This window comes from Mycobacterium asiaticum (assembly GCF_001673365.1).
Taxonomy (GTDB): Bacteria; Actinomycetota; Actinomycetes; order Mycobacteriales; family Mycobacteriaceae; genus Mycobacterium; species Mycobacterium asiaticum_A.
Genome location: NZ_LZLS01000197.1, coordinates 22,403 through 41,736, shown reverse-complemented (window position 1 = coordinate 41,736; position 19,334 = coordinate 22,403). Strand labels below are relative to the sequence as shown.

The following is a 19,334-nucleotide window of genomic DNA, read 5'->3' as shown; positions in this document are numbered from 1 at the left end:
CAGGCCAGATCAGATGGAGGCCGCCGCCGGTGCCGCCCGGGAGTGCTGCCGTAGGGGACGCGCCCGCACGAACGTCGGCCACCAAAACCACGGACCGAGGATGCGCACGATGCACGGCACCACGAACGAACGCACGATCAACGTGTCGAGCAGCAGGCCGATACATACCGTCGAACCAACCTGACCGATCGTTCGCAGGTCGCTGGAGAGCATGGCCAGCATGGTGAACGCGAACACCAGACCCGCTGACGTCACCACGCCACCCGTGCTTCCGAGCGCGCGGATCAGGCCGGTGTTCAAACCGGCATGGATTTCCTCCTTGACCCGGGCGATCAGCAGTAGGTTGTAGTCCGATCCCACCGCCACCAGGATGATGAACGTCAGCGGCAACACCAGCCAGTGCAGGTGCAGGCCGATCAGATGCTGCCACACCAGCACCGACAGCCCGAATGCGCCCGCATACGAGAAGGCCACGGTGCCCGGAATCACCAAGGCGGCCACCAGACTTCGCGTTAAGAACATCATGATCAAGAAGATCAGTACAAAAGCCGCGATGGCCGCGATCAACAGATCCGATGCCGCGTATTGCTTGATGTCCTTGTCATTGGACCCCGAGCCGCCGATATATACCCTCGCACCGGCCAACGACGTCTCCTTCAACGCCGTGGTGATCGCCTCGGGGAATGCCTCGACGTGTTCCACCCCTTCGGGTCCCATCGCGTCGCCCTCATGGGTGACGATGAATCGTGCGGCCTTGCCGTCGGGCGACATCATCAGTGTCATACCGACTTTGACGTCCTCGTTCTCGAAACCCTCTCTGGGAATGTAGAAGAAGTCGTCGCTGCGCGAGCGGTCGAAGTCGAGGCCCACGTTGATCATGTCGTCGAAGGTCTGATCGGTTTGGATGGACTGCAGATCGGCCGAACCGTAGGTGTTGACCAGCAGCGCCTGCAACGCCATGGTGTCGTCCCGCATGATCTTCATCTGCGTAATCATTTGCGGCAGTAGCTTGTCGATGACTTCCAAAGAGCCGACGGCGTCCTTGATGTCGGCAGCCATCTTGTCGATGCCGTCGAGTGCGTCGAACAGGGACCTGAATGCCCAGCACACCGGAATATCGAAACAGTGTCGCTCCCAATAGAAATAGCTGCGGATCGGACGGAAGAAGTCGTCCAGATTTGACAGTTCTTCGTCCAACTCCATGGTGACGTGTTGCATGTCCTCCATCGTGAGAACGGTTTGGTGCATCTCGTCGGACATGTGTTGGAACAGGCCGATCAATCGGTCCAGCAACTCGACGGTGTTCGCCTGAATCCTTGCCTGCTGATCGGTATTGGCGTTCTGCTCTCTGTTGAACGGGAGCTGCTGCCCGTTCCCGCTTCCTTGTGTGGTGAACAGGTAGGGCAGCGTGGCGTGTTCCAACGCTCGACCCATCGGCCTGGTGATGCTTTGCACCATCGCGACCCCGTGCAGGCGAATGAGCGCCTTGGCCACCCGATCCAACGAGATGAAGTCGGCGGAGTTGCGCATGTCGTGATCGGATTCCACCATCAGCATTTCGGAGAACAGTTTGCTCTTGGAGAAGTGCCGGTCCGCCGCGGCGAAACCCTGGTTGGCGGGTGCATCCGTGGGCTGATAGGCGCGGTCGTCATAGTTCACTTGGTAGGTCGGCACGAACACCGCTCCGATCATGACGACCGCGGCACTGGCAGCCAGGATCGGAACCGGCCAGCGCACCACGCTCGCGCCGATGCGGCGATATGAACGTGCCTTCGCCTGCTGTTTGGGGTCGAACAGCCCGAACAGGCTGCCCACGGTCAACAGCGCCGGGCCGAGCGTCAGCGCTGCCGCGATGGTGAACAACATGGTGATCGCGACTGCCGGCCCCATGGTGTGGAAGTAGTTGAGTCGGGCCAGAGTCAGGCAGTAACAGGCTCCCGCGATCGTCAGACCCGACCCGATGATGATGGGCGTGACGCCCTTGTAGGCGGTGTAATACGCATCCTCGCGACTTTCGCCCGCTTGCCGCGCCTCGTGATAACGGCCCATCAGAAAAATGCCGTAATCCGTTCCTGCACCGAGGGTCAACGCAATCACGATGTTTACGGCGAATGACGACAGTTCGATGTAACCCAGGTGTCCCAGGGTCGCGACGATGCCTTTGGCGACCAGCATCTCGATCAGCACCCCGGCCAATGGCACCAGTAGCGTGCTGAGCGAGCGGTAAACGAGCAGCAACATCGCGATGATCAAAAAGATCGTCACGATCGTGACGTTGTTCAGACTGGCGTTGGCGATCCCCAGCGTGTCGGAGGCCAGTGGCGCCGCGCCGCTGACGTAGACCTTGAGCCCGGGTGGGGGAGTGTCCTTCTTGACGATGTCCCGTACCGCCTCGACCGACTGGTTCGCCTGGATCTGGCCGATGTCACCGGCCAGACGTAGCAGCACGTAAGTGGCTCTGCCGTCTACACTTTGCGCTCCGGCCGAGGTGATCGGTTTGCCCCACAGATCCATCACGTACTGCACATGTTTAGTGTCTTGCTTGAGCCGGCGCATCAAGTCGTCGTAGTAGTGGTGGTCCTGGTCGCCCAGTGGCCGGTCGGCTTCGAATACGACCATGGTCAGACTGGTCGAGGTCGATTCGCGGAACTTTTCACCGATGTGCAGCATCGAGCGCTGCGACGGCGCGTAGTGCGGGACCATCGGGCCCGCGAGTTCCTCTGCGACTCTTTCCACTTGGGGCATGAAAGTGTTCGTCGTTATGGCGAGCAGGGCCCAGAAGACGATGATCGGTATCGCCAAAGCGCGTACCGCTCTTGGGATGAGGGGTCGTTTCGCCCGATGCTGGGTCATGCCGACTTCACCCGGCACATGACGTCGGCATCCTCGTGGGTGCTCGACTGCTCGTCGCGCACAACGCCGTTGACCAGAATCCGGCAACCGAGGCGGCCGCCACGACTGTGTGCCGAGACGCTGCCCGAGATCACGGTGAGGGTGGTGGTCTCGGTGTGCGACCACGGCAACGTCGCGAAGTCGAACTGATGCGGATGCCCGTCGACGTCCACATACACCAGCTTTCCTCCGTCGCCAACGGAGCCGAACAACTCATAGGTGAGTCGTTTGGGTGTGAACTGCTCGGGTGCCTGCGGGCCGTTGACCGTGATGACCGGCGCCGGCTCGGACATCTGGTGCACCTTCCACATGCCCAGCGCGCCTACACCGATCACCACGACCGCGACCAATGGCATCCAGGCTCGCGCCAGGACCGTCCTGCTCGTTGCACGCGTTCTCACGCGCGGGCTCGCAGACGTCTTTTCAGCCGTGCACTGCTGAGCATCCGCAGGGCGAGGCTGGTGGAGGTCAGCATCGGAATCAGACCGAGGAAAGTCCGCTCGGAAGGCGGTGCCCCGTGCAGGTGTTCGAGACTGCCGAAGACGTAGAAGGAGCCGAGCATGAACAGAGTGACCGGGATCGACAGGGCCAGCAAGGACCCGCGGTCGGCAACGACCTGCCTCGCATAACCCAGTTCGTCGTCAGACATCGGTTTCTGTTTGCGCAGTTTGTCCAGCACCATTTTCGCGCTGCCGATCTCTGTGCTGATCGGCGTTGGTGTCCGGTTGCTCAACCGTCGGACGTAGACAAAGGCCACCGACGCCGACACCAGCAGCAGCGCCAGCGACACCATCGTCAACAAACCGAATAAACCCACATCCCTCATCGCAGTCTTCCGCTCAGCCGCCCGAATTTAGTGAACATTACCGTCTCCTATTGCAAGTTCACAAGTGCTGTCCCGAGGTTGCGCGAGCTGTCCCGAGGTTGCGCGAGCAGACGCAGAATCGCGCTGGAGCAAAAGCTCCAACGCGATTCTGCGTCTGCTCGCGCAACTAGGCCGCGCACTAGCTCGCGCCACTAGGCGCGCACTAGGTGAGCTGCGCGACAATGGCTTTCTTGTCGACCTTGCCAATCGGCGTGGTGGGCAATGACGGCAGCACCACCAGCTGGTCAAGGCGCGCGTGAGTGGCTACGCCGCGCTGATCGAGGTACGCATTCAGCTCCGCGAGCGTTGCCGACGGGCCATCGAAAACCGCAGCGGCGCAGATTCTTTCACCGAGATCCGGATCGGGCACCGGCACCGCCGCGACCGACCAAATCGACGGGTGAGTCAATAAATGCTCTTCGATGTCTTGCGCGCCAATGGTTTCCCCGCCGCGGCAGATGACGTCCTTGACTCGGCCCGTGACCACCAGGTAGCCGTCGTCGCGGACTCGGACCAAGTCGCCGCTGCGGTAGAAGCCCGCGCCGTCGAAGCTGCGTTCGTTGTCGGCTGCGGCGCGGAAATAGCCGTTGATCGTGTAGGGACCGCGCACCAGGAGTTCACCTTCGTCGCCGGGTGCCACCGGCTGGCCGTCCGCACCGACGACGCGCACCTCGTCGGCCGGGCTGAGTGGGCGGCCCTGGGTATTCTCGACGCGCTCCGGAGGGTCGTCGAGCCGGGTGAAATTCAACAAACCTTCGGCCATGCCGAAAACCTGCTGCAGTCCCGGGGTCAACGCGTCACGCACCTGGCGAGCATCCTCGGGTTCCAGCTTGGCTCCGCCAACTTGCAACAGCCGCAGCGACTTCGGTGTGACCGGCTCCCAATCGCAGGCCTGGGCCCACAGTTTGGCCAGCGCCGGCACCAGCGCGGTGACCGTGACGCCGTGGCGCTCGATCGTCGCGAACGCCGACTCAGGGCTCGGATCGTTGGCGAACACGACCGTGGCACCGACGTTCAGCGCGCCCAGAATCCCCGGGCATGCCAACGGGAAGTTGTGCGCCGCGGGCAGCGCGACCAGGTAGGTGTCGGTCTCGTCGAGTCCGCAGAGCTGCGCACTGGCTACGGCGTTATAGACGTAGTCGTCGTGAGTGCGCGCAATCAGCTTCGGTAGGCCGGTGGTGCCGCCGGACACCAGCAGCAGTGCGGGGGAGGACGTGTCGACCGGCACGGTCGGGACGTCGCCGCTGGGTAGTGACGCCCAGGATCGGAACGGTCCCGGGTCTCCGTCGACGACGACATGGCGCAACTGGGGATGGGCCGCGACGAGCCGCTCCGCCATCGCGCGGTAGTCGAAACCTCCCGCGCTGTCGGCGACAACCAGTCCGACCGCACCGCTGACCTGTGCGAAGTGGCTCAATTCGGCCAGCCGATGGCCGGGCAGGCACATCACCGGAATCGCGCCGGCCCGCAACAGCCCGAAAAACGCGACGGCGAACCGGCACGAGTTGGGTAGTTGCAACAACACGCGGTCACCGGGGGCGATTGCCAGCGCGGCGAACCCAGCGGCGGCGCGGTCCGCCGCCGCATCCAGGTCGGCGTAGCGCAGGCTGCTGGTGGCATCGGCTACCGCGAGGCGATCTGGCCACATCGTCGCGGCGCGCCGTAACACCGAATCGAGCGGGCGGCCGGACCAGTAGCCGGCGGCCCGATATGCCGCCGCTCGTTGCGGATCGAATGCAACGAAGCCGTCCAGCGACGCGGAGCGCGGGGGGTGACCCCCCGACGGGCCAGCGGAAATAGGCACTTGAATCGCTTCCTCGGGGCAAGGGTGTGCGCCCCGCGGATATAGGGTAGCGTACTGAAAGTTAGGTGAGCCTGAGCTAAGCAAGGCGACGGAGGGAGGGGTAGTGGGAGGGGCATCAATCGCTGGCATGCCGGCGAGTGGGGGATGCCACCACGCGACCCCGGGCCGGTTTGCGGGGGGAAATGACTGAGACTCTCGCGATCGTCGGGGCGGGGGCGAAAGCGGTAGCCGTGGCCGCCAAGGCGGCGGTGCTGCGCGAGCTGGGCGTCGAAACGCCCGATGTCGTTGCCATCGAACGCTCCGGGGTTGCGGCTAATTGGATCGCCGGAGGCGGCTGGACCGACGGCCGCCAGCGCTTGGGTACCAGCCCGGAGAAAGACGTCGGCTTCCCCTACCGGTCGGCGCTGCTGCCCGGTCGCGATGCCGAAATCGACGAACGCATGATGCGGTGGAGCTGGCAGGCCTACCTGATCGCGATGGACCAGTTCGTCGGTTGGGTGGATCGGGGCAGGCCGGCGCCGACGCACGACACCTGGTCACGGTATTTGCGTTGGGTCGCCGACATGGTCGGCTTGAAAGTCGTTCACGGCGAACTGATTCAGATGGCGGTCGAGGGTCCGCGCTGGAAGCTGCACACCCGCGAAGAGAACCTGTTCTGCGATGCCGTGATGATCACCGGCCCCGGTCAGCCGCAACGGTCCATCCTCTCCGGTGACCCCCGGATGCTGTCGATCGCACAGTTCTGGGAGCGCACGTCGTCTCACGACCGGATCGTGGCCGAGAATGTCGCCGTCATCGGCGGCGGAGAGACCGCCGCGTCGATGCTCAACGAGCTTTTCCACCACCGGGTTTCGACTATCACGGCGATTTCACCGCAAGCGACACTGTTCACCAGGGGTGAGGGATATTTCGAGAACTCGCTGTTCTCCGATCCCACCCAATGGCGCACCCTGACGTTGTCCGAACGCCGCGACTGCATCGCCCGAACCGACCGGGGCGTGTTCTCGGCGCGGGTGCAGGAGCTGCTCCTGGCCGACGAGCGCATCAAGCACCTGCGTGGCCGCGTCGCGAACGTGGTGGACCAGCACGAGCGAATCCGGATCACGCTGCAAACCGAACACGGCGAGATGCGGGAAAGCGTGCACGAATTCGATCTCGTCATCGACGGATCCGGCGCCGACGCGTTGTGGTTCTTGCCGTTGTTGAGCCAGGATGCCCTGGACATGCTGGAACTGGGGTTGGGCGGACCGCTCAGCGGTGAACGCCTGGAAGAGTCGATCGGCCACGACTTAGCCGTTACCGGTGTGACCCCGAAGCTGGTGCTGCCCAACCTGTCTGGACTCAACCAGGGGCCGGGCTTCCCGAACTTGAGCTGTCTGGGGTTGCTGTCTGACCGGGTGCTGGGTGCAGACGCGGCCGCCGTGACGTCCCGAAGCGGGAGAAGCGGTGAGTATCAATCCGTTTGACGACGACAGCCGCACATTTCTGGTACTGGTCAATAGCGAAGGGCAGCACAGTCTTTGGCCATCGTCGATTGACGTTCCGGCGGGCTGGGACGTAGCTTTCGGTACGGACACAAGGTCGAACTGCCTGGACTTCGTCGAGCAGAACTGGACCGACATGCGTCCTGCCAGCCTGCGGGTCGACTAATCAAACGCCGACTAATGGACGCCGATTAGGCGTCGAGCTTGGCCAGAACTTCCGCGATCGACGCCCCGCCGAGCAGATCGGCAACCTCAAGATCGTGGTTGAGCTCAGCCTTGACCCGACGCCGAAACTCCAACGCCTGCAGCGAATCCAGCCCGATCGCAACCATCGGTACCGCGGTGTCGATCATGTCGGCGTTGGCGACGCCGATGGCTTGAGCGAGTAAATCCACCAACCGCCCCGCCAGACCGGGTTGTGCCTCGCTCGGTGCAACGGAGCGCTCAATCGGCCCGGACGCTGCCACCGACGCGGCACTGATCTGCGCCAACAATGAACTGCGACCGCAAGTTTCCAGCACCGACCGGGCTCGGTCGAGGTCGAAGGCGGCGACGATCGCGTTTCCGGGCAGCGTGCGCACATCCACCGCAAGCGCTTCGGCCGGACGCATCGGTACCACGCCGAGGCTGGACAGCGTGGCCAGACCAGACTCGTCCAGGTGCACATCCCAGTGGCCCCACTGCACGGAAATGCAGTCCAGGCCTTCCGAGCTGAGCTGTTGCGCCAGCGCGTCGAGCATCCGGTTGCCCGCGGCGTAAAGCGCCAACCCGCGACCGCCGACACTCGCCGAGATCGACGAGCACAGCAGCACCCGGCAGTTCTCGGTGCGGGGGAAAGTGTGCACCACCCGTGCGGCCCCGACGACTTTGGCCTGCAACGCCTGGTGAACCTTGTCCGCGGTGATCTCCTCTAGCTCGATCCCGGAATACTCCACGGCGGCATGGATGATCAGATCGGCCGGCGCCCCGCGCTGCGCCAGCGCCGACACCGCCGCTTCATCGGCCAGATCACAGGCCGCGACCTGTATTTGCGCCGACGTTGCCGAGCGGATGTCCGCTAGTCTGCCTGCAACGGCGGCGGTTTCGCCCGATCTGCTCACCAGGGTGATCCGGGGCGTGCCGGCACGGGCGAAGTGCTCGCAGAATTCCAAGCCGAGTTTGCCGGTGCCGCCGACGATGAGTACGTGCCGAGCGGGTCGGTCCTGGGGGCCGGACGCCGGAAGGTCGACGTCCACAACACGTTTGGCGTACAAGACGCCGCCGCGCAGGGCAAGTTCGGACTCCTGCGCGGTGTGCAGCGCCGCCAGAATCGTCACCGCTTCCACAGCGCCGGCCGGCAACAGGTCGAGATGCCGGAAACGTGTGCCCGGGTATCTGGCCCCTATGCTGCGAAAGCCGGCACTGGCTGCCGCGTGCACGAGATTCGGTCCCAAATCGTCGGCGACCACCGATTCGCCGCCGACGGTCACCAACCAGCAGTCGGTGACCCCCGCACCGACTCCGCGCCACCACGTCCGCTCCGCAAAGAAGTTCGCAAGCTCGGCCACGGATCCAGCGGCGTCAAGCTGCGCCGGGGGCGGAAGGAGAATGACGTAAGTATCGAAATCTGTTCTCGCAGTCGTGTTCTCATCGCCGACGAGGTGTGCCGTGGCACCGACATCGCCGGCCACGGCGCAAAGCGCCGCCGCGAGATCCGCGCAAGCACCGGTGTGGTCGATGATGCCGATGGTCCGTGGTGCCACCAGTGAACGCCGAGACAGTCGAACCCACTTCTCCGCAAGCAACCGTGCTGGCGTGCTTTCGGTGCCCGCATGCGGCGGTGGGGCCGGCTTTCGTGCGATGGACGAGGCGCCTTGCTCGTAGGGCATCCAGAGCGTGATCTCGTTCATCAGCGTATTGGGGAAGTCGCGCAACGGAAGTGGCGCGGGTCCGTCGGTTTCGGTGGCCAGGGCTTCCCAGGAGTAGTCCAGGTCATGCAGGGCCGCTCGCACCAGATTGCGGGTGAAGTCGTCGAGATCGTGTGCCGTTCGGTTGGACGTGCCAACCACAATCGTCGAGCCATCCGGGCTTTGGCCGCTCTTGGCCACCAGGTTTTCCTGGATTGCCAGCTGCAGCGTCGGATGTTCGGCGAGTTCGACGAAGGTGTCGCTGCCGATTTCCAGTGCCGCCGTGATCGCCTTGTCGAACCGAACGGTGTTACGCAGGTTCCAGAACCAGTACTGGTCGACCGGCACTTCTTGCGTGATGGGACCGCCGAGTGTGGCGCCGATGCAGGCAACGTCGGTGTCCAGGAACTTCGGGTTCTCCAATTCCCGTTGCGCGCTGGTGCGTATGCGCTCGTCGAGGTCGCTGATCAGACCGGTGTGGGCGGGGTACTGCACCGGGATGACCCGAGCGAAGATGCCGCGTTCGGTGCAGGTCGCGACGAGGCTCTGCACCGCTTCGCGACCACCTGAGACACCGGTCATGTTTGGAGAATTGACCACCGAAACCTGAGCCCATCCGGGACAACGAGCAAGTAGTTCTTCGCAGGTTTCGCGGTTGGCGGCGACCACGGCCATCGCGTAGTCACCGGGGGCCAATTCGTCTGCGGCGCGGGAACGTATCGCCACAATGCGGACCGCATCGGTCAGCGTGATCAGGCCGGAGACGTATGCCGCGGCGATCTCACCCTGGCTGTGCCCCACCGTGACAGCGGGTGCAACGCCGAATGACCGCCACATCGCGGCCAAACCGACCATCTGCGCGAACAACGCGGGCTGGACCGTGCTGGCATTGAATGTCGGGACGTCCTGGCTAGCTTCCGTGCTCGCAAAGCTCTCGCCCAGAAGGTAATTCAGGGGCGATTCGCCGCACAGGTCCGCAAAGGCGGCGGCGCAGCGGTCCACTTCGCTGCGGAACGCCGGGATGGCGTCGTAGAAAAGCTTTGCCATTCCGGGGCGTTGACTGCCCTGTCCCGGAAAGACATACGCCTGGCGGCGCGCGGTGGCCGCTGTTTCGGTGCGCATCACCGAGGGGTGTTCGAGTCCGTCGACCACCGCCTGCAGGGCGAGGATCAGTTCATCGCGGTCGTGCACCATCGCCAGCGCGCGGTGCTTGCGGGCGACTCGGGTGCGGAACAGCATGCCCGCGACGGCCTCTAACGTCACACCGAGGTGATTATCGACGTAGGCCAGCACGGCAGCGGCCTCGCCCGCGAGCAGGTCGGGCGAATCCGATGTCAGCAGAACGGGAATGGCGCCGTTGGGCAGCCGGTAGTCAGACGCTGTCACGTGTCACCCTCCGGGGTCTGGCAGGGCATCGCGATGATTGCGTGGGCATTGGCTCCGCCGGCGCCGAACGATGACGCGGCGCCGTAACGAACCCCGTCTTTGGGCTGCCATTCGGTCAGCTTGCTAGCCATGCGGATGCCGGTGAGATCCCAGTCCAACTTCTTGGTTGGGTTGTCCGAGAACAGGGTTGGGGGAATGTGGCCGTGCTCGCCGGCAAGCAGCAGCTTGATCAGTCCCAGGATTCCGGCAGCTGCCTGCGCATGACCGGCGTTCGATTTGATCGAACCCAACAACGCCTCGGATCCGCCCGCGCCGTACGTCTTGAACAACGCCAGCAGTTCCACGGGGTCGCCCGCGAGCGTTGCGGTGCCGTGCCCTTCGATCATTCCGATGTCAGCGGGATCGATACCCGCCGCATCGAGCGTCTTCTGAACCACCTGCTCCTGTGCTCGCACCCGGGGAACCAGGATCGGCTTGCCCTTGCCATTGTGGTTGGTGCGGACGGCCAGGATGCGTCCGTAGATCCGGTGCCCGAGTTGCCGCGCGCGTGATTCCCGTTCGACGAGAACCATTCCCGCGCCCTCTCCCCACACGGTGCCGGTGGCATCATCGGCGTAGGCGCGGCAGTGACCGTCGTCGGAGAGGGCATGCAGCTTGGCGAACTCGAAGAAGGCGGCCGGGGAGCCAAGCACACACACCGCACCGGCCAGCGCCCATTCGCACTCGTCCATCGCGATCGCGTTGGCCGCCAATTGCAGGGCGGTCAAGGAGGATCCACAGGCGGAGTCGATGCACATGGACGGGCCGGTCAATCCCAGACTGTGCGAGATGCGGCCCGCGCCGCCCAGTTGGCCCATGCCGACGGTCCGGTGACCCGTGTAGGAGTCGGCCACCGCAGTGCGGGTGCCGTACTCGGTCATCGACATTCCGATGTAGCAGCCGCCGAATTCACCCTCGAGTGAGGCGGGATTGATGCCCGCGTTTTCCAATGCTTTCCAGGCGACCCGCATCGCGACGCGCTGCTGAGGGTGCATGACGAGCGCTTCGCGGTGCGTGATGCCGAAGAACGGCGGATCGAATTTGGCTGCGCCGTCCAGGAATCCGCCGGAATCCGGTACTTGTCCCCAGCCGTCGAGCTCGGACAGCGACAGCAGTTCCTCGACCGGCCAGCCGCGGTCGCGGGGGAACGGCGACAGCAACTCGCGCTCGTCGCACAATGCATGCCACAGGGCGGCGGGAGTGTCGATGCCACCGGGCGCCTCGACGGCCAGTCCCGAGATGACGACCGGGTCGGTCGCGGCCGCCAGGGTCACGGCGTCTGCTCGCGGTGCGCGTACGTGGCCAATAACTCGGCGACGTCGTCGAGATGTTCGTTGATGAAGAAGTGCCCGCCGTCGAACATGGTGACTTCGAGGCTGTCGGTGTGCTTGCCCCAGCCGTAGAGGTCGCCGAGAGTGACGATCGGGTCCTGGTCGCCGCCGAGTGCGTGGATTCGGGCGGCAACGCTGACGTCGTCGCCGCAGGAGTAGGCGTCGCAGGCGCGGTAGTCGGCCTTGATGACCGGAAGCGCCAGGCGCATCAGATCGCGGTTGCCGAAGACGTCGGAGTCCGTGCCTTCCAGCGCCGTCAGGTGATTCAGAATCGACTCGTCGTCCGTCGGATGCGGCGGTTTGGTGATCGCATTGCCCGGCGCTACTGCCGCCGAGACGTTGAGTTGGTGCACATCGATGCCCCGGGATTCGGCGATCCGGACGAACTCGAACGCAACCCAGCCGCCCATGCTGTGCCCGAAAGCGACGATCGGGCCGCCTTGGTTGTGCTCCGAAGTGACGAATTCGTCGAACGCGCCGGACGCGATTTCGGGTAGTGAGAGCAGGGGTGGTTCGCCCGCCCGGTCCTGGCGCCCCGGGTACTGGAAAACCAGGACGCGGAAGTTCTTGCTCAGCGCTTTGGAGAAGGATCGGTACGCCGATGCTCCTGCCCCGGCGTGCGGGAAAACCAGAAGTGTCGGACTTTCGGGTGAATCGGCTTGATGGAACTGCCTGATCCAACCCAGTGGGCGCGGCATGCGGTCCTACCTCTCGTGTGCCCTCGCGTGCCCGGGCTGTAACGATCTCGTGAGCCAGCAACTTAGCGAAGGCTAACATAATTAGTCGAGGCTCGGCCTGCCGGGTAAGAGGGTCTGACCTCGGTATTCGTCCAGACGTCAGTCCCGCTCGCGGACCATTAAGGCCGCCCGCTTCGTTGGCAGCTCGATGTCCATGAGGCGCCGGAAGCCGGCAAGCTCACCCGCCCGGATCAGCCGGACGTTGGTGGCGTCGGGTTCGCCGACGATCCGGGTTGCCAACGGATCGGCGTCCAACTGCCAGGACGAGATCACCCGCAACAGGTCCACTGCCAGCTTCCGGCCGCGGTACTCGGCCGGTCCCAGCAGCATGTGGATTCCGATGTCGTGCGCGCGGGCTTCGTAGTACTTGGCCAGCTCGTCGAGATCGGCACGGTATAGCTCCCAGTAGCTCATCGCGATACCGTTCAGCTCGCCGATATAGGGAGTTGAGTGCGTGCTGAGCTGCTGGTCGCGCAAATAGGACGCAATTCGGTCCCTTGACCAGGGCTTTTTCCAGTACCTGGCCACCTCGGGATCGTTCATCCAGCAATGAATCAGGTCGAGATCGCGGTCGAGGTCCAGCGAACGCAGCGAGAAGGTGCCCGGAAATCCCGCAAAACCATCGTGTTCGGGTGTGGCGCGCCGGTACAGCAGACCCGGTGGGTTTGCTCGCGTCGCTTTTGCCACCAGCGCATTTTCCCGCACCGACGTCGTTCACGTCGCACTTGTGGGCAATTCACTTAGCCGCGGGCCAGTCGTGGTCTTGTTGCCGCGCTCACCGCGCCAGGCGCATGGCCGTGCCGCACCGGTCGCGCAACTTAGCGAAGGCTAACATAATCTGCTGACGGTCAGTGGTGCCCGCTGACGGGGCTGCGGGTGACGAAATGGAGGGGACAGCGATGCGCGTCGTGTCGTTCGGATTTCAGACCTGGGGACGCAAGACCCTGCAAGCTCTGATCGACCTCGACCACGACGTGGTACTGGCCGTGACACATCCGGCCAGCGAGCAGTCCTACAAGGCGATCTTCTCGGAGTCGGTGGAGGAGTTGGCGCGCCAGCATGCCATTCCGGTGCATCTGACCGACCGGGTCGACGCTGAAACCATCGAACTGGTGCGCCGAGCCGAACCCGACGTGATCGTGGTCAACAGTTGGTACACCTGGATGCCGCCCGAGCTGTACAACCTCCCGCCCCACGGCACGCTGAACCTGCACGACTCGTTGCTGCCGAAGTTCACCGGCTTTTCCCCCGTGCTGTGGGCGCTGATCAGCGGGGAGACGGAATTCGGGCTCACCGTGCACCGCATGGACGACGGGTTGGACACCGGCGACATCCTGGTACAACGCGCACTGCCCATCGGTCCCACCGATACCGGCACCGAGTTGGTGTTGCGCGGCATGGACCTCATTCCCGGCGCGGTTCGGGAGGCGCTGAGCGCGCTGGAATCCGGTGCTCCGGTATGGCGGCCGCAGGACACAGCGGCCCGCACGTACTACCACAAGCGCTCTGAGCGCGACAGTTTGATCGACTGGAACTGGCCGGCCGCCGATCTCGAGCGCTTCGTGCGCGCTTTGTCCGACCCGTATCCGCGGCCGTTTGCCTTCTACCGCGGTGAACGGATCGAGGTGCTGCAGGCGCGGGTCTCCGAAGCCCGGTACGGAGGCACCACGGGACGGGTGATTGTGCAAGAAGGGGGCGGCGCGGTGGTATCCGGGCCGGAAGCGTTTCGCGGCCACAATCATGCGCTGGTGATAACCCTGGTTCGAAGCGCTGACGGCGTAGAGCACAGTGGCGACAAGTTCTTTGCGCGCGGAGGCTATCTCACGTCGGAAAGTGCTTCCTGGCCACAGGCCGTGTGAGACAGATTAGAAGAGCGTCCCGATGGCAGGAGTGAGACCGACCATGGCACACGATGCCAAGACGATGCAGGAGCGCCGCCGCGAGTTGCTGCGCAAGCGCATCGCCGAAAGCGGGGCAAGCTCTGCTGCGTCCGAGGCTTCCGGTCTGCCCCCCAGTCTGACCGGCGCAGCGGCCGGACAGCACTACCCCCTGTCGGCCGGCCAGCGACGGATGTGGTTCGTGCAGGCCATGGATCCCGCCGACACGACGCTGAATATCTGCGTCGCCTACCGGCTGACCGGCGCCCTCGACGAGGCGCGGCTGCGCGCCGCATTCGCGACTGTCATTGCGCGGCACGCGATCTTGCGCACCACCTATGGCCTCGGCACCGACGGCGAGCCGTACCAGGTCTTCCAGGATGACGTCGAGATACCTTTTCGGATAGTCGGGCAAACAGTCGATTTGACCGGTAAGCCGCAAACTGTTGAGGGAATGGCGCAGCATGAATTCGGTCGTCCCTTCGATCTGACGACCGAATTACCGCTGCGGATCACGCTGCTGCTTACCGGTCCGACCGAGTTCGTCCTGCTGCTGGTGGTGCATCACATCTGCTGGGACGACGATTCCTGGGCCGTGTTGTTCGACGACCTGAATTCGGCGTACCACGCCACCGCATCGAATGGTCAAGCGGCGCAATATGTTGCCGTCGAAGTGCTGGCGGCTGCCGCCGGCACGTCCGACGCGGACGTCGATTACTGGCGTAATACATTGCTGCCGTTGCCCGATCCGCTGGAACTGCCCGGCTCGGCACCCCTGACCGCGTCCAAACGGGCGCAACGGCTAACCCGGGGGATACCCACCGACTTGGTCGGCCAGCTCGAAACTTTCGCTCGCGCCCGGTCCGCGACCCCGTTCATGGTTCTGCTGGCGGCGTACGGCGCACTGATTCGTCGCTATACCGGCGCATCGGACTTTCTGGTTTCCATTCCGGTAACCGAGCGACGGGCCGGCTCCGAAGGCGCGATCGGGTACTTCGGCAACACGCTGCTGTTGCGCATCACCGTGCGACCGCAGGACAGCTTCGCCGAACTGGTCGACGCGGTGCGCGAAACCTGCCTGGGAGCCTTCGCCCGTCAATCGGTCGGGCTGGATCGCGTGGTGCGCGAGCTGAATCCGCAGCGATCCGCCGGGCACGACGGGATGGACGGGCTGGTTCGGCTCGGCTTCAGCATGCGAAAGAGCGTGACGGGCTTGGAGTTCGACGGGGTCATCGCCGATCAGCTCGAGTTCGGCGCGGTCACCGCTCCGGTACCGCTCGCGCTGGCCGTGGTGCTCGACCCAGATGGCACCAAGGTCGAGTTCGAATACCAGACCGAGGTGCTGGCCGGCCCGCTCGTCGATCAGATGCTGTCGCACTATCGTCACCTGTTGGACAACGCGCTCAGCCAACCCGGACATCGGCTCGCGAGTCTGAACCTGCTCGGTCCCGGAGAGCGCGAAGACGTACTGGCGCAATCGCACGGTCAACTCGTCCCAACCCCGGCGAGCACCATCCTCGCCGCGCTGGAGTCGGCCGCAGCCACGTCCCCCGAGGCGGTGGCGTTGGCATCCGACAGTGTCGATCTCAGTTATGCCGAGCTGCACGCCCGGGCAAACCGCTTGGCGCACTGGCTGATCAGCCGGGGAGTCGGCGTCGAGGACATCGTCGGTCTACGCATGACCACCTCGGTCGAATTCGTCGTCGCCATGTTCGCCGTATTGAAGTCCGGTGCCGCCTACCTGCCGATCGACCCGGCGTTTCCCGACGATCGCATCGAGTACCTGGTCACCGATGCGCGCCCCAAACTGGTTCTCGGACAACCGGAATTGAGTGAGGCGGAATCAGCCGCGGCCGGGATGCCGGACAACGCGCCCACCGACGCCGACCGGATCCGCCCGCTGCGTCCCGAGCACCTGGCTTACGTCATCTACACGTCGGGTTCCACGGGGCAGCCCAAAGGCGTGGCGGTGCCACACCACGCGATCGCCGAGCACATGTCGGGCTTCCTCGCCGAGTGGGACCTGGCGGCCACCGACCGAGTGTTTCAGTCGTCCTCGGTGAGCTTCGATGCGTCGCTGATGGAGATCTTTGCCTCGTTGTCCATCGGTGCGCGCCTGGTGGTGCCCAAACCCAACGCGTTCAATGACATTCCGTACGTCGCCGACCTGATCGGCCGCCACGGCGTCACCGTGCTGCACATGGTGCCGTCGATGTTGAGCACCTTGTTGCTGCTGCCGCAGGTGAAAGAGTGGCGGCAACTGACCCAGGTGCCGGTCGGGGGGGAAGCGCTGGCCGGTGAGGTGGCCGATAAATTCTCCGGCTACTTCGACGCCAAATTACGCAACCACTACGGCCCCACTGAAGCGGTCATCTGCGCCACGCACATGCCGGTCGAGGGGCCGCAGGGCACGGGTGTGGTGCCGATCGGCATACCCAACCAGAACGTCTATACCTATGTGCTGGATCAGGAGTTGCATCCGGTGCCCGCGGAAGTCGTCGGCGAACTCTACCTCGGCGGGGCTCAGCTGGCGCGCGGGTACCTCGGCCGTCCAGCCCTGACCGCGCAACGCTTTGTGGCCGACCCATTCAACCCCGGTATGCGTCTGTATCGCACCGGTGATCTGGTGCGGCGCAACGGGACTGGACAACTGGAATTCGTCGGCCGCGCCGACGAGCAGGTCAAGGTGCGGGGCTTTCGGATCGAGCTCGGTGAAGTCGAGGCGGCGATCGCCACGCATCCGTCGGTGCGACACAGCCTGGTTCTGACCGAGGATTCGGCAGATGGGGTCGGGCCGAGGCTCGTTGCGTACGTGGTGCCCGTAATGGCAAGCGAGTCAGGCACCTTGCTGCAGTTGGATCTGGGCGACATACACGCACATGCCGCATCGCTGCTGCCGGAATACATGGTGCCTGGTGCGTTTGCGGTAATCCCGGAGATCCCGTTGACCGTGCACGGGAAGCTGGACAAGCGGGCATTGCCGACAGCGGTTCCGGTCGCGGCGCGCAGCTACCGTGCGCCGGCCACGGTCACCGAGCGACGGATGTGTTCGATCTTCGAACGGCTCTTCGGCCTTGAGCGCGTAGGCGTCGACGATTCTTTCTTCGACCTCGGCGGCCATTCGCTGCTAGCGGCCCGGCTGGTCGCGCAGATCCGAGCGGAATTCGACGCGGAGTGTAACGTCCGCGCCGTCTTCGACACGCCGACCCCGGCCGGGCTGGCCGGCCGACTGGTCGAATCATCAAGCACCGCAACGCATTCTCGACCGCCGCTGGTCGAAGTGGGTCGATCTGAGCGGTCCCCGTTGTCCTACTCGCAGCTGGCCATGTGGTTTCAACACCGGATGCGCGGTGCCAACGACGTATTCAATCTCGGGCTATCACTGCGCATCGACGGTCCGCTGGACACTGCCGCGCTCACCGCCGCCCTCAATGACGTGGTGGCGCGACACGAGGCGTTGCGCACGGTTTTCGTCGACCACGAAGGCATGCCGTATCAGTGCGTGCGGCCGAACGTAGAGTTGGATCTCGCGGTCACCGAGGTCGCGGCGGACCTGGTAGAGGACACCATCGCCGACCTGCGCCGCTATCTGTTCGACTTGGAAGCGGGGCCGATGATCAGGCCCACCCTGCTGGTGCTCGGCCCGCAAGAGCACGTTCTGGTTGTGCTTATCCATCACATCGTCACCGATCACAATTCGCTCGGTGTCATCTACGAAGACCTGATCACGGCCTACCGGACGCGACTGACCGGTCAAGCACCACAGTGGGATGCGTTGCCGTTTCAATTCGCCGATTACGCACAGTGGCAACGAGATACCTTCGATGTGCCGGGCGAGTGGGCGCAGTCCGAATTGGCTTTCTGGTGCCACGCGCTGCGCGGATTGCCCGCCGAAATCTCCATGGCTGCCGACCACGCGCGCCCACCGGTAATCGGAAGACGGGCGCAGATAGCGACATTCACGCTGCCGGCGCCTCGCCGTGGGCGACTGGCGCAGTTCGCGGATGCAACCGGAGCCAGTGAGTTCATGCTCTACGAGGCCGCGCTCGCGGTATTGCTGCATAGCGTCGGCGGCGGCACCGACATCGCCATCGGCAGCCCGGTCGCAGCCCGCGGCGAGTTGGCCATCACGAACGTCGACGGTCCATTCGCCAACGTGGTGACGCTGCGCAACGACCTGACGGGTGACCCGAGTCTGCGAACCATGCTGGCGCGTTGCCGTGAAATGGTGCTCGATGCGTTGGCGCACCAGGAATTGCCGATAGACCGACTGGTCGAGGCCCTCAACCCGCCGCGCTCGCGATCGCGCAACCACCCGCTGTTCCAAAGCTCCATTCATTTCCGGGCAGAGGACTGGGCGCTGGCGCCCCGCGACCTCACCGCTGGGGGTGGAACAGTGATCGTGGCGCTCCCGATGGAGTTCGATGTCTCCCTGCTGGATCTGAACGTCAGCATGAACGTGACGACGGGCGGAGAGCTTGAGGTGCGGATCGTCGCCAACGCCGACCTGTATGAACCAGCGACGGTTCACCATTTTTCCGATGCCCTCAATGCCGTGCTCGATGCGTTCGTGATGACACCGGACCGGGCGATCTCTGAGCTGCAGCTGCTGCCAACAGAAGTCATGGACAAACTCTTGGCACCGCCGACCCCCGCGCAGGCTGTTTCGGCACTCCCGGCCACGGGCGGTTCAGCGGAAACCGAGCGGGCGCTGATCGGCCTACTGGAGGAGTTGCTCGAAATCACCGACGTCGACCGCGAAGACAACTTCTTCGCCCTCGGTGGCGACAGCATCATCGCCGTGCAGATGTCGGCCCGCGCCAACGCGCAAGGTCTGGCGTTGGCACCGGCGATGGTGTTCGAGCATATGACCATCGCCGAGGTGGCTGCCGCAACCGATGCCGCCACCGCGGATACGGCGAAATCGTCTGACGAGCACGATGTTCCACCGTCGAGTGCCCCTATGAGCGCGTCGGGCCTGGACGCCGACGCGCTGGCCGCGTTAACCGCCTCCTGGCAGAACCATTAGCGGG

At 64.3% G+C, this 19,334-nt stretch carries 12 protein-coding genes; 4 read left to right on the top strand and 8 right to left on the bottom strand.

The genetic code is table 11. The features are described 5' to 3' along the window. Positions 1–9: 9 nt before the first annotated feature. The 4 genes from A5634_RS22695 to A5634_RS22680 form a co-directional block, all read right to left on the bottom strand. Positions 10–2,853 carry an RND family transporter gene (locus tag A5634_RS22695; RefSeq protein ID WP_065146280.1) on the bottom strand — a complete coding sequence of 948 codons (2,844 nt, stop codon included), beginning with the start codon at positions 2,851–2,853 and terminating at the stop codon, positions 10–12. Next, positions 2,850–3,248: an MmpS family transport accessory protein gene (locus A5634_RS22690; protein WP_065146279.1), complete on the bottom strand. Its 399-nt coding sequence runs from the start codon at positions 3,246–3,248 to the stop codon at positions 2,850–2,852. The genes A5634_RS22695 and A5634_RS22690 overlap by 4 nt, the downstream gene beginning before the upstream one ends. A gap of 41 nt (positions 3,249–3,289) precedes the next feature. Then, entirely contained in the window at positions 3,290–3,718 is a 429-nt protein-coding gene (locus A5634_RS22685) for a hypothetical protein (protein ID WP_065146278.1), read from the bottom strand. 202 nt (positions 3,719–3,920) lie between these two features. Further along, positions 3,921–5,555: a (2,3-dihydroxybenzoyl)adenylate synthase gene (locus A5634_RS22680; RefSeq protein ID WP_253861835.1), complete on the bottom strand. Its 1,635-nt coding sequence runs from the start codon at positions 5,553–5,555 to the stop codon at positions 3,921–3,923. Between the two features lie 188 nt (positions 5,556–5,743). On the opposite strand from A5634_RS22680, the gene mbtG reads away from it, so the two are divergent. Further along, the gene (mbtG, locus tag A5634_RS22675; protein ID WP_065146276.1) at positions 5,744–7,027 is read left to right on the top strand and encodes an NADPH-dependent L-lysine N(6)-monooxygenase MbtG; all 1,284 of its coding nucleotides are present in this window, start codon (positions 5,744–5,746) and stop codon (positions 7,025–7,027) included. Next, complete coding sequence (locus tag A5634_RS22670; protein ID WP_065146275.1) at positions 7,008–7,211, top strand: MbtH family protein; 204 nt, start codon at positions 7,008–7,010, stop codon at positions 7,209–7,211. Before mbtG ends, A5634_RS22670 begins: the two co-directional genes overlap by 20 nt. Positions 7,212–7,236: 25 nt before the next feature. On the opposite strand, the gene nbtC is transcribed toward A5634_RS22670, so the two are convergent. The 4 genes from nbtC to A5634_RS22650 all read right to left on the bottom strand — a co-directional run bounded on the left by nbtC (position 7,237) and on the right by A5634_RS22650 (position 13,111). Next, positions 7,237–10,296 (bottom strand): nocobactin polyketide synthase NbtC, encoded by a 3,060-nt coding sequence (gene nbtC / locus A5634_RS22665; protein ID WP_301337126.1) that lies wholly within the window; start codon positions 10,294–10,296, stop codon positions 7,237–7,239. A gap of 17 nt (positions 10,297–10,313) precedes the next feature. Further along, positions 10,314–11,624 (bottom strand): polyketide synthase, encoded by a 1,311-nt coding sequence (locus A5634_RS22660; RefSeq protein WP_065146350.1) that lies wholly within the window; start codon positions 11,622–11,624, stop codon positions 10,314–10,316. A 2-nt stretch (positions 11,625–11,626) separates the two neighbouring features. After that, on the bottom strand, positions 11,627–12,385 hold the full coding sequence (locus tag A5634_RS22655) for a thioesterase II family protein (protein WP_065146274.1): 759 nt from the start codon (positions 12,383–12,385) through the stop codon (positions 11,627–11,629). Positions 12,386–12,523: 138 nt separating this feature from the next. Further along, complete coding sequence (locus tag A5634_RS22650; protein WP_253861832.1) at positions 12,524–13,111, bottom strand: GNAT family N-acetyltransferase; 588 nt, start codon at positions 13,109–13,111, stop codon at positions 12,524–12,526. A 212-nt stretch (positions 13,112–13,323) separates the two neighbouring features. Between A5634_RS22650 and A5634_RS22645 the strand changes: the two genes are divergently transcribed. Next, positions 13,324–14,283 carry a methionyl-tRNA formyltransferase gene (locus A5634_RS22645; protein WP_065146273.1) on the top strand — a complete coding sequence of 320 codons (960 nt, stop codon included), beginning with the start codon at positions 13,324–13,326 and terminating at the stop codon, positions 14,281–14,283. A gap of 43 nt (positions 14,284–14,326) precedes the next feature. Then, positions 14,327–19,330, top strand: coding sequence for a non-ribosomal peptide synthetase (locus A5634_RS22640; RefSeq protein ID WP_065146272.1), 5,004 nt, complete (start codon positions 14,327–14,329; stop codon positions 19,328–19,330). The last annotated feature ends 4 nt before the right edge of the window (positions 19,331–19,334 follow it).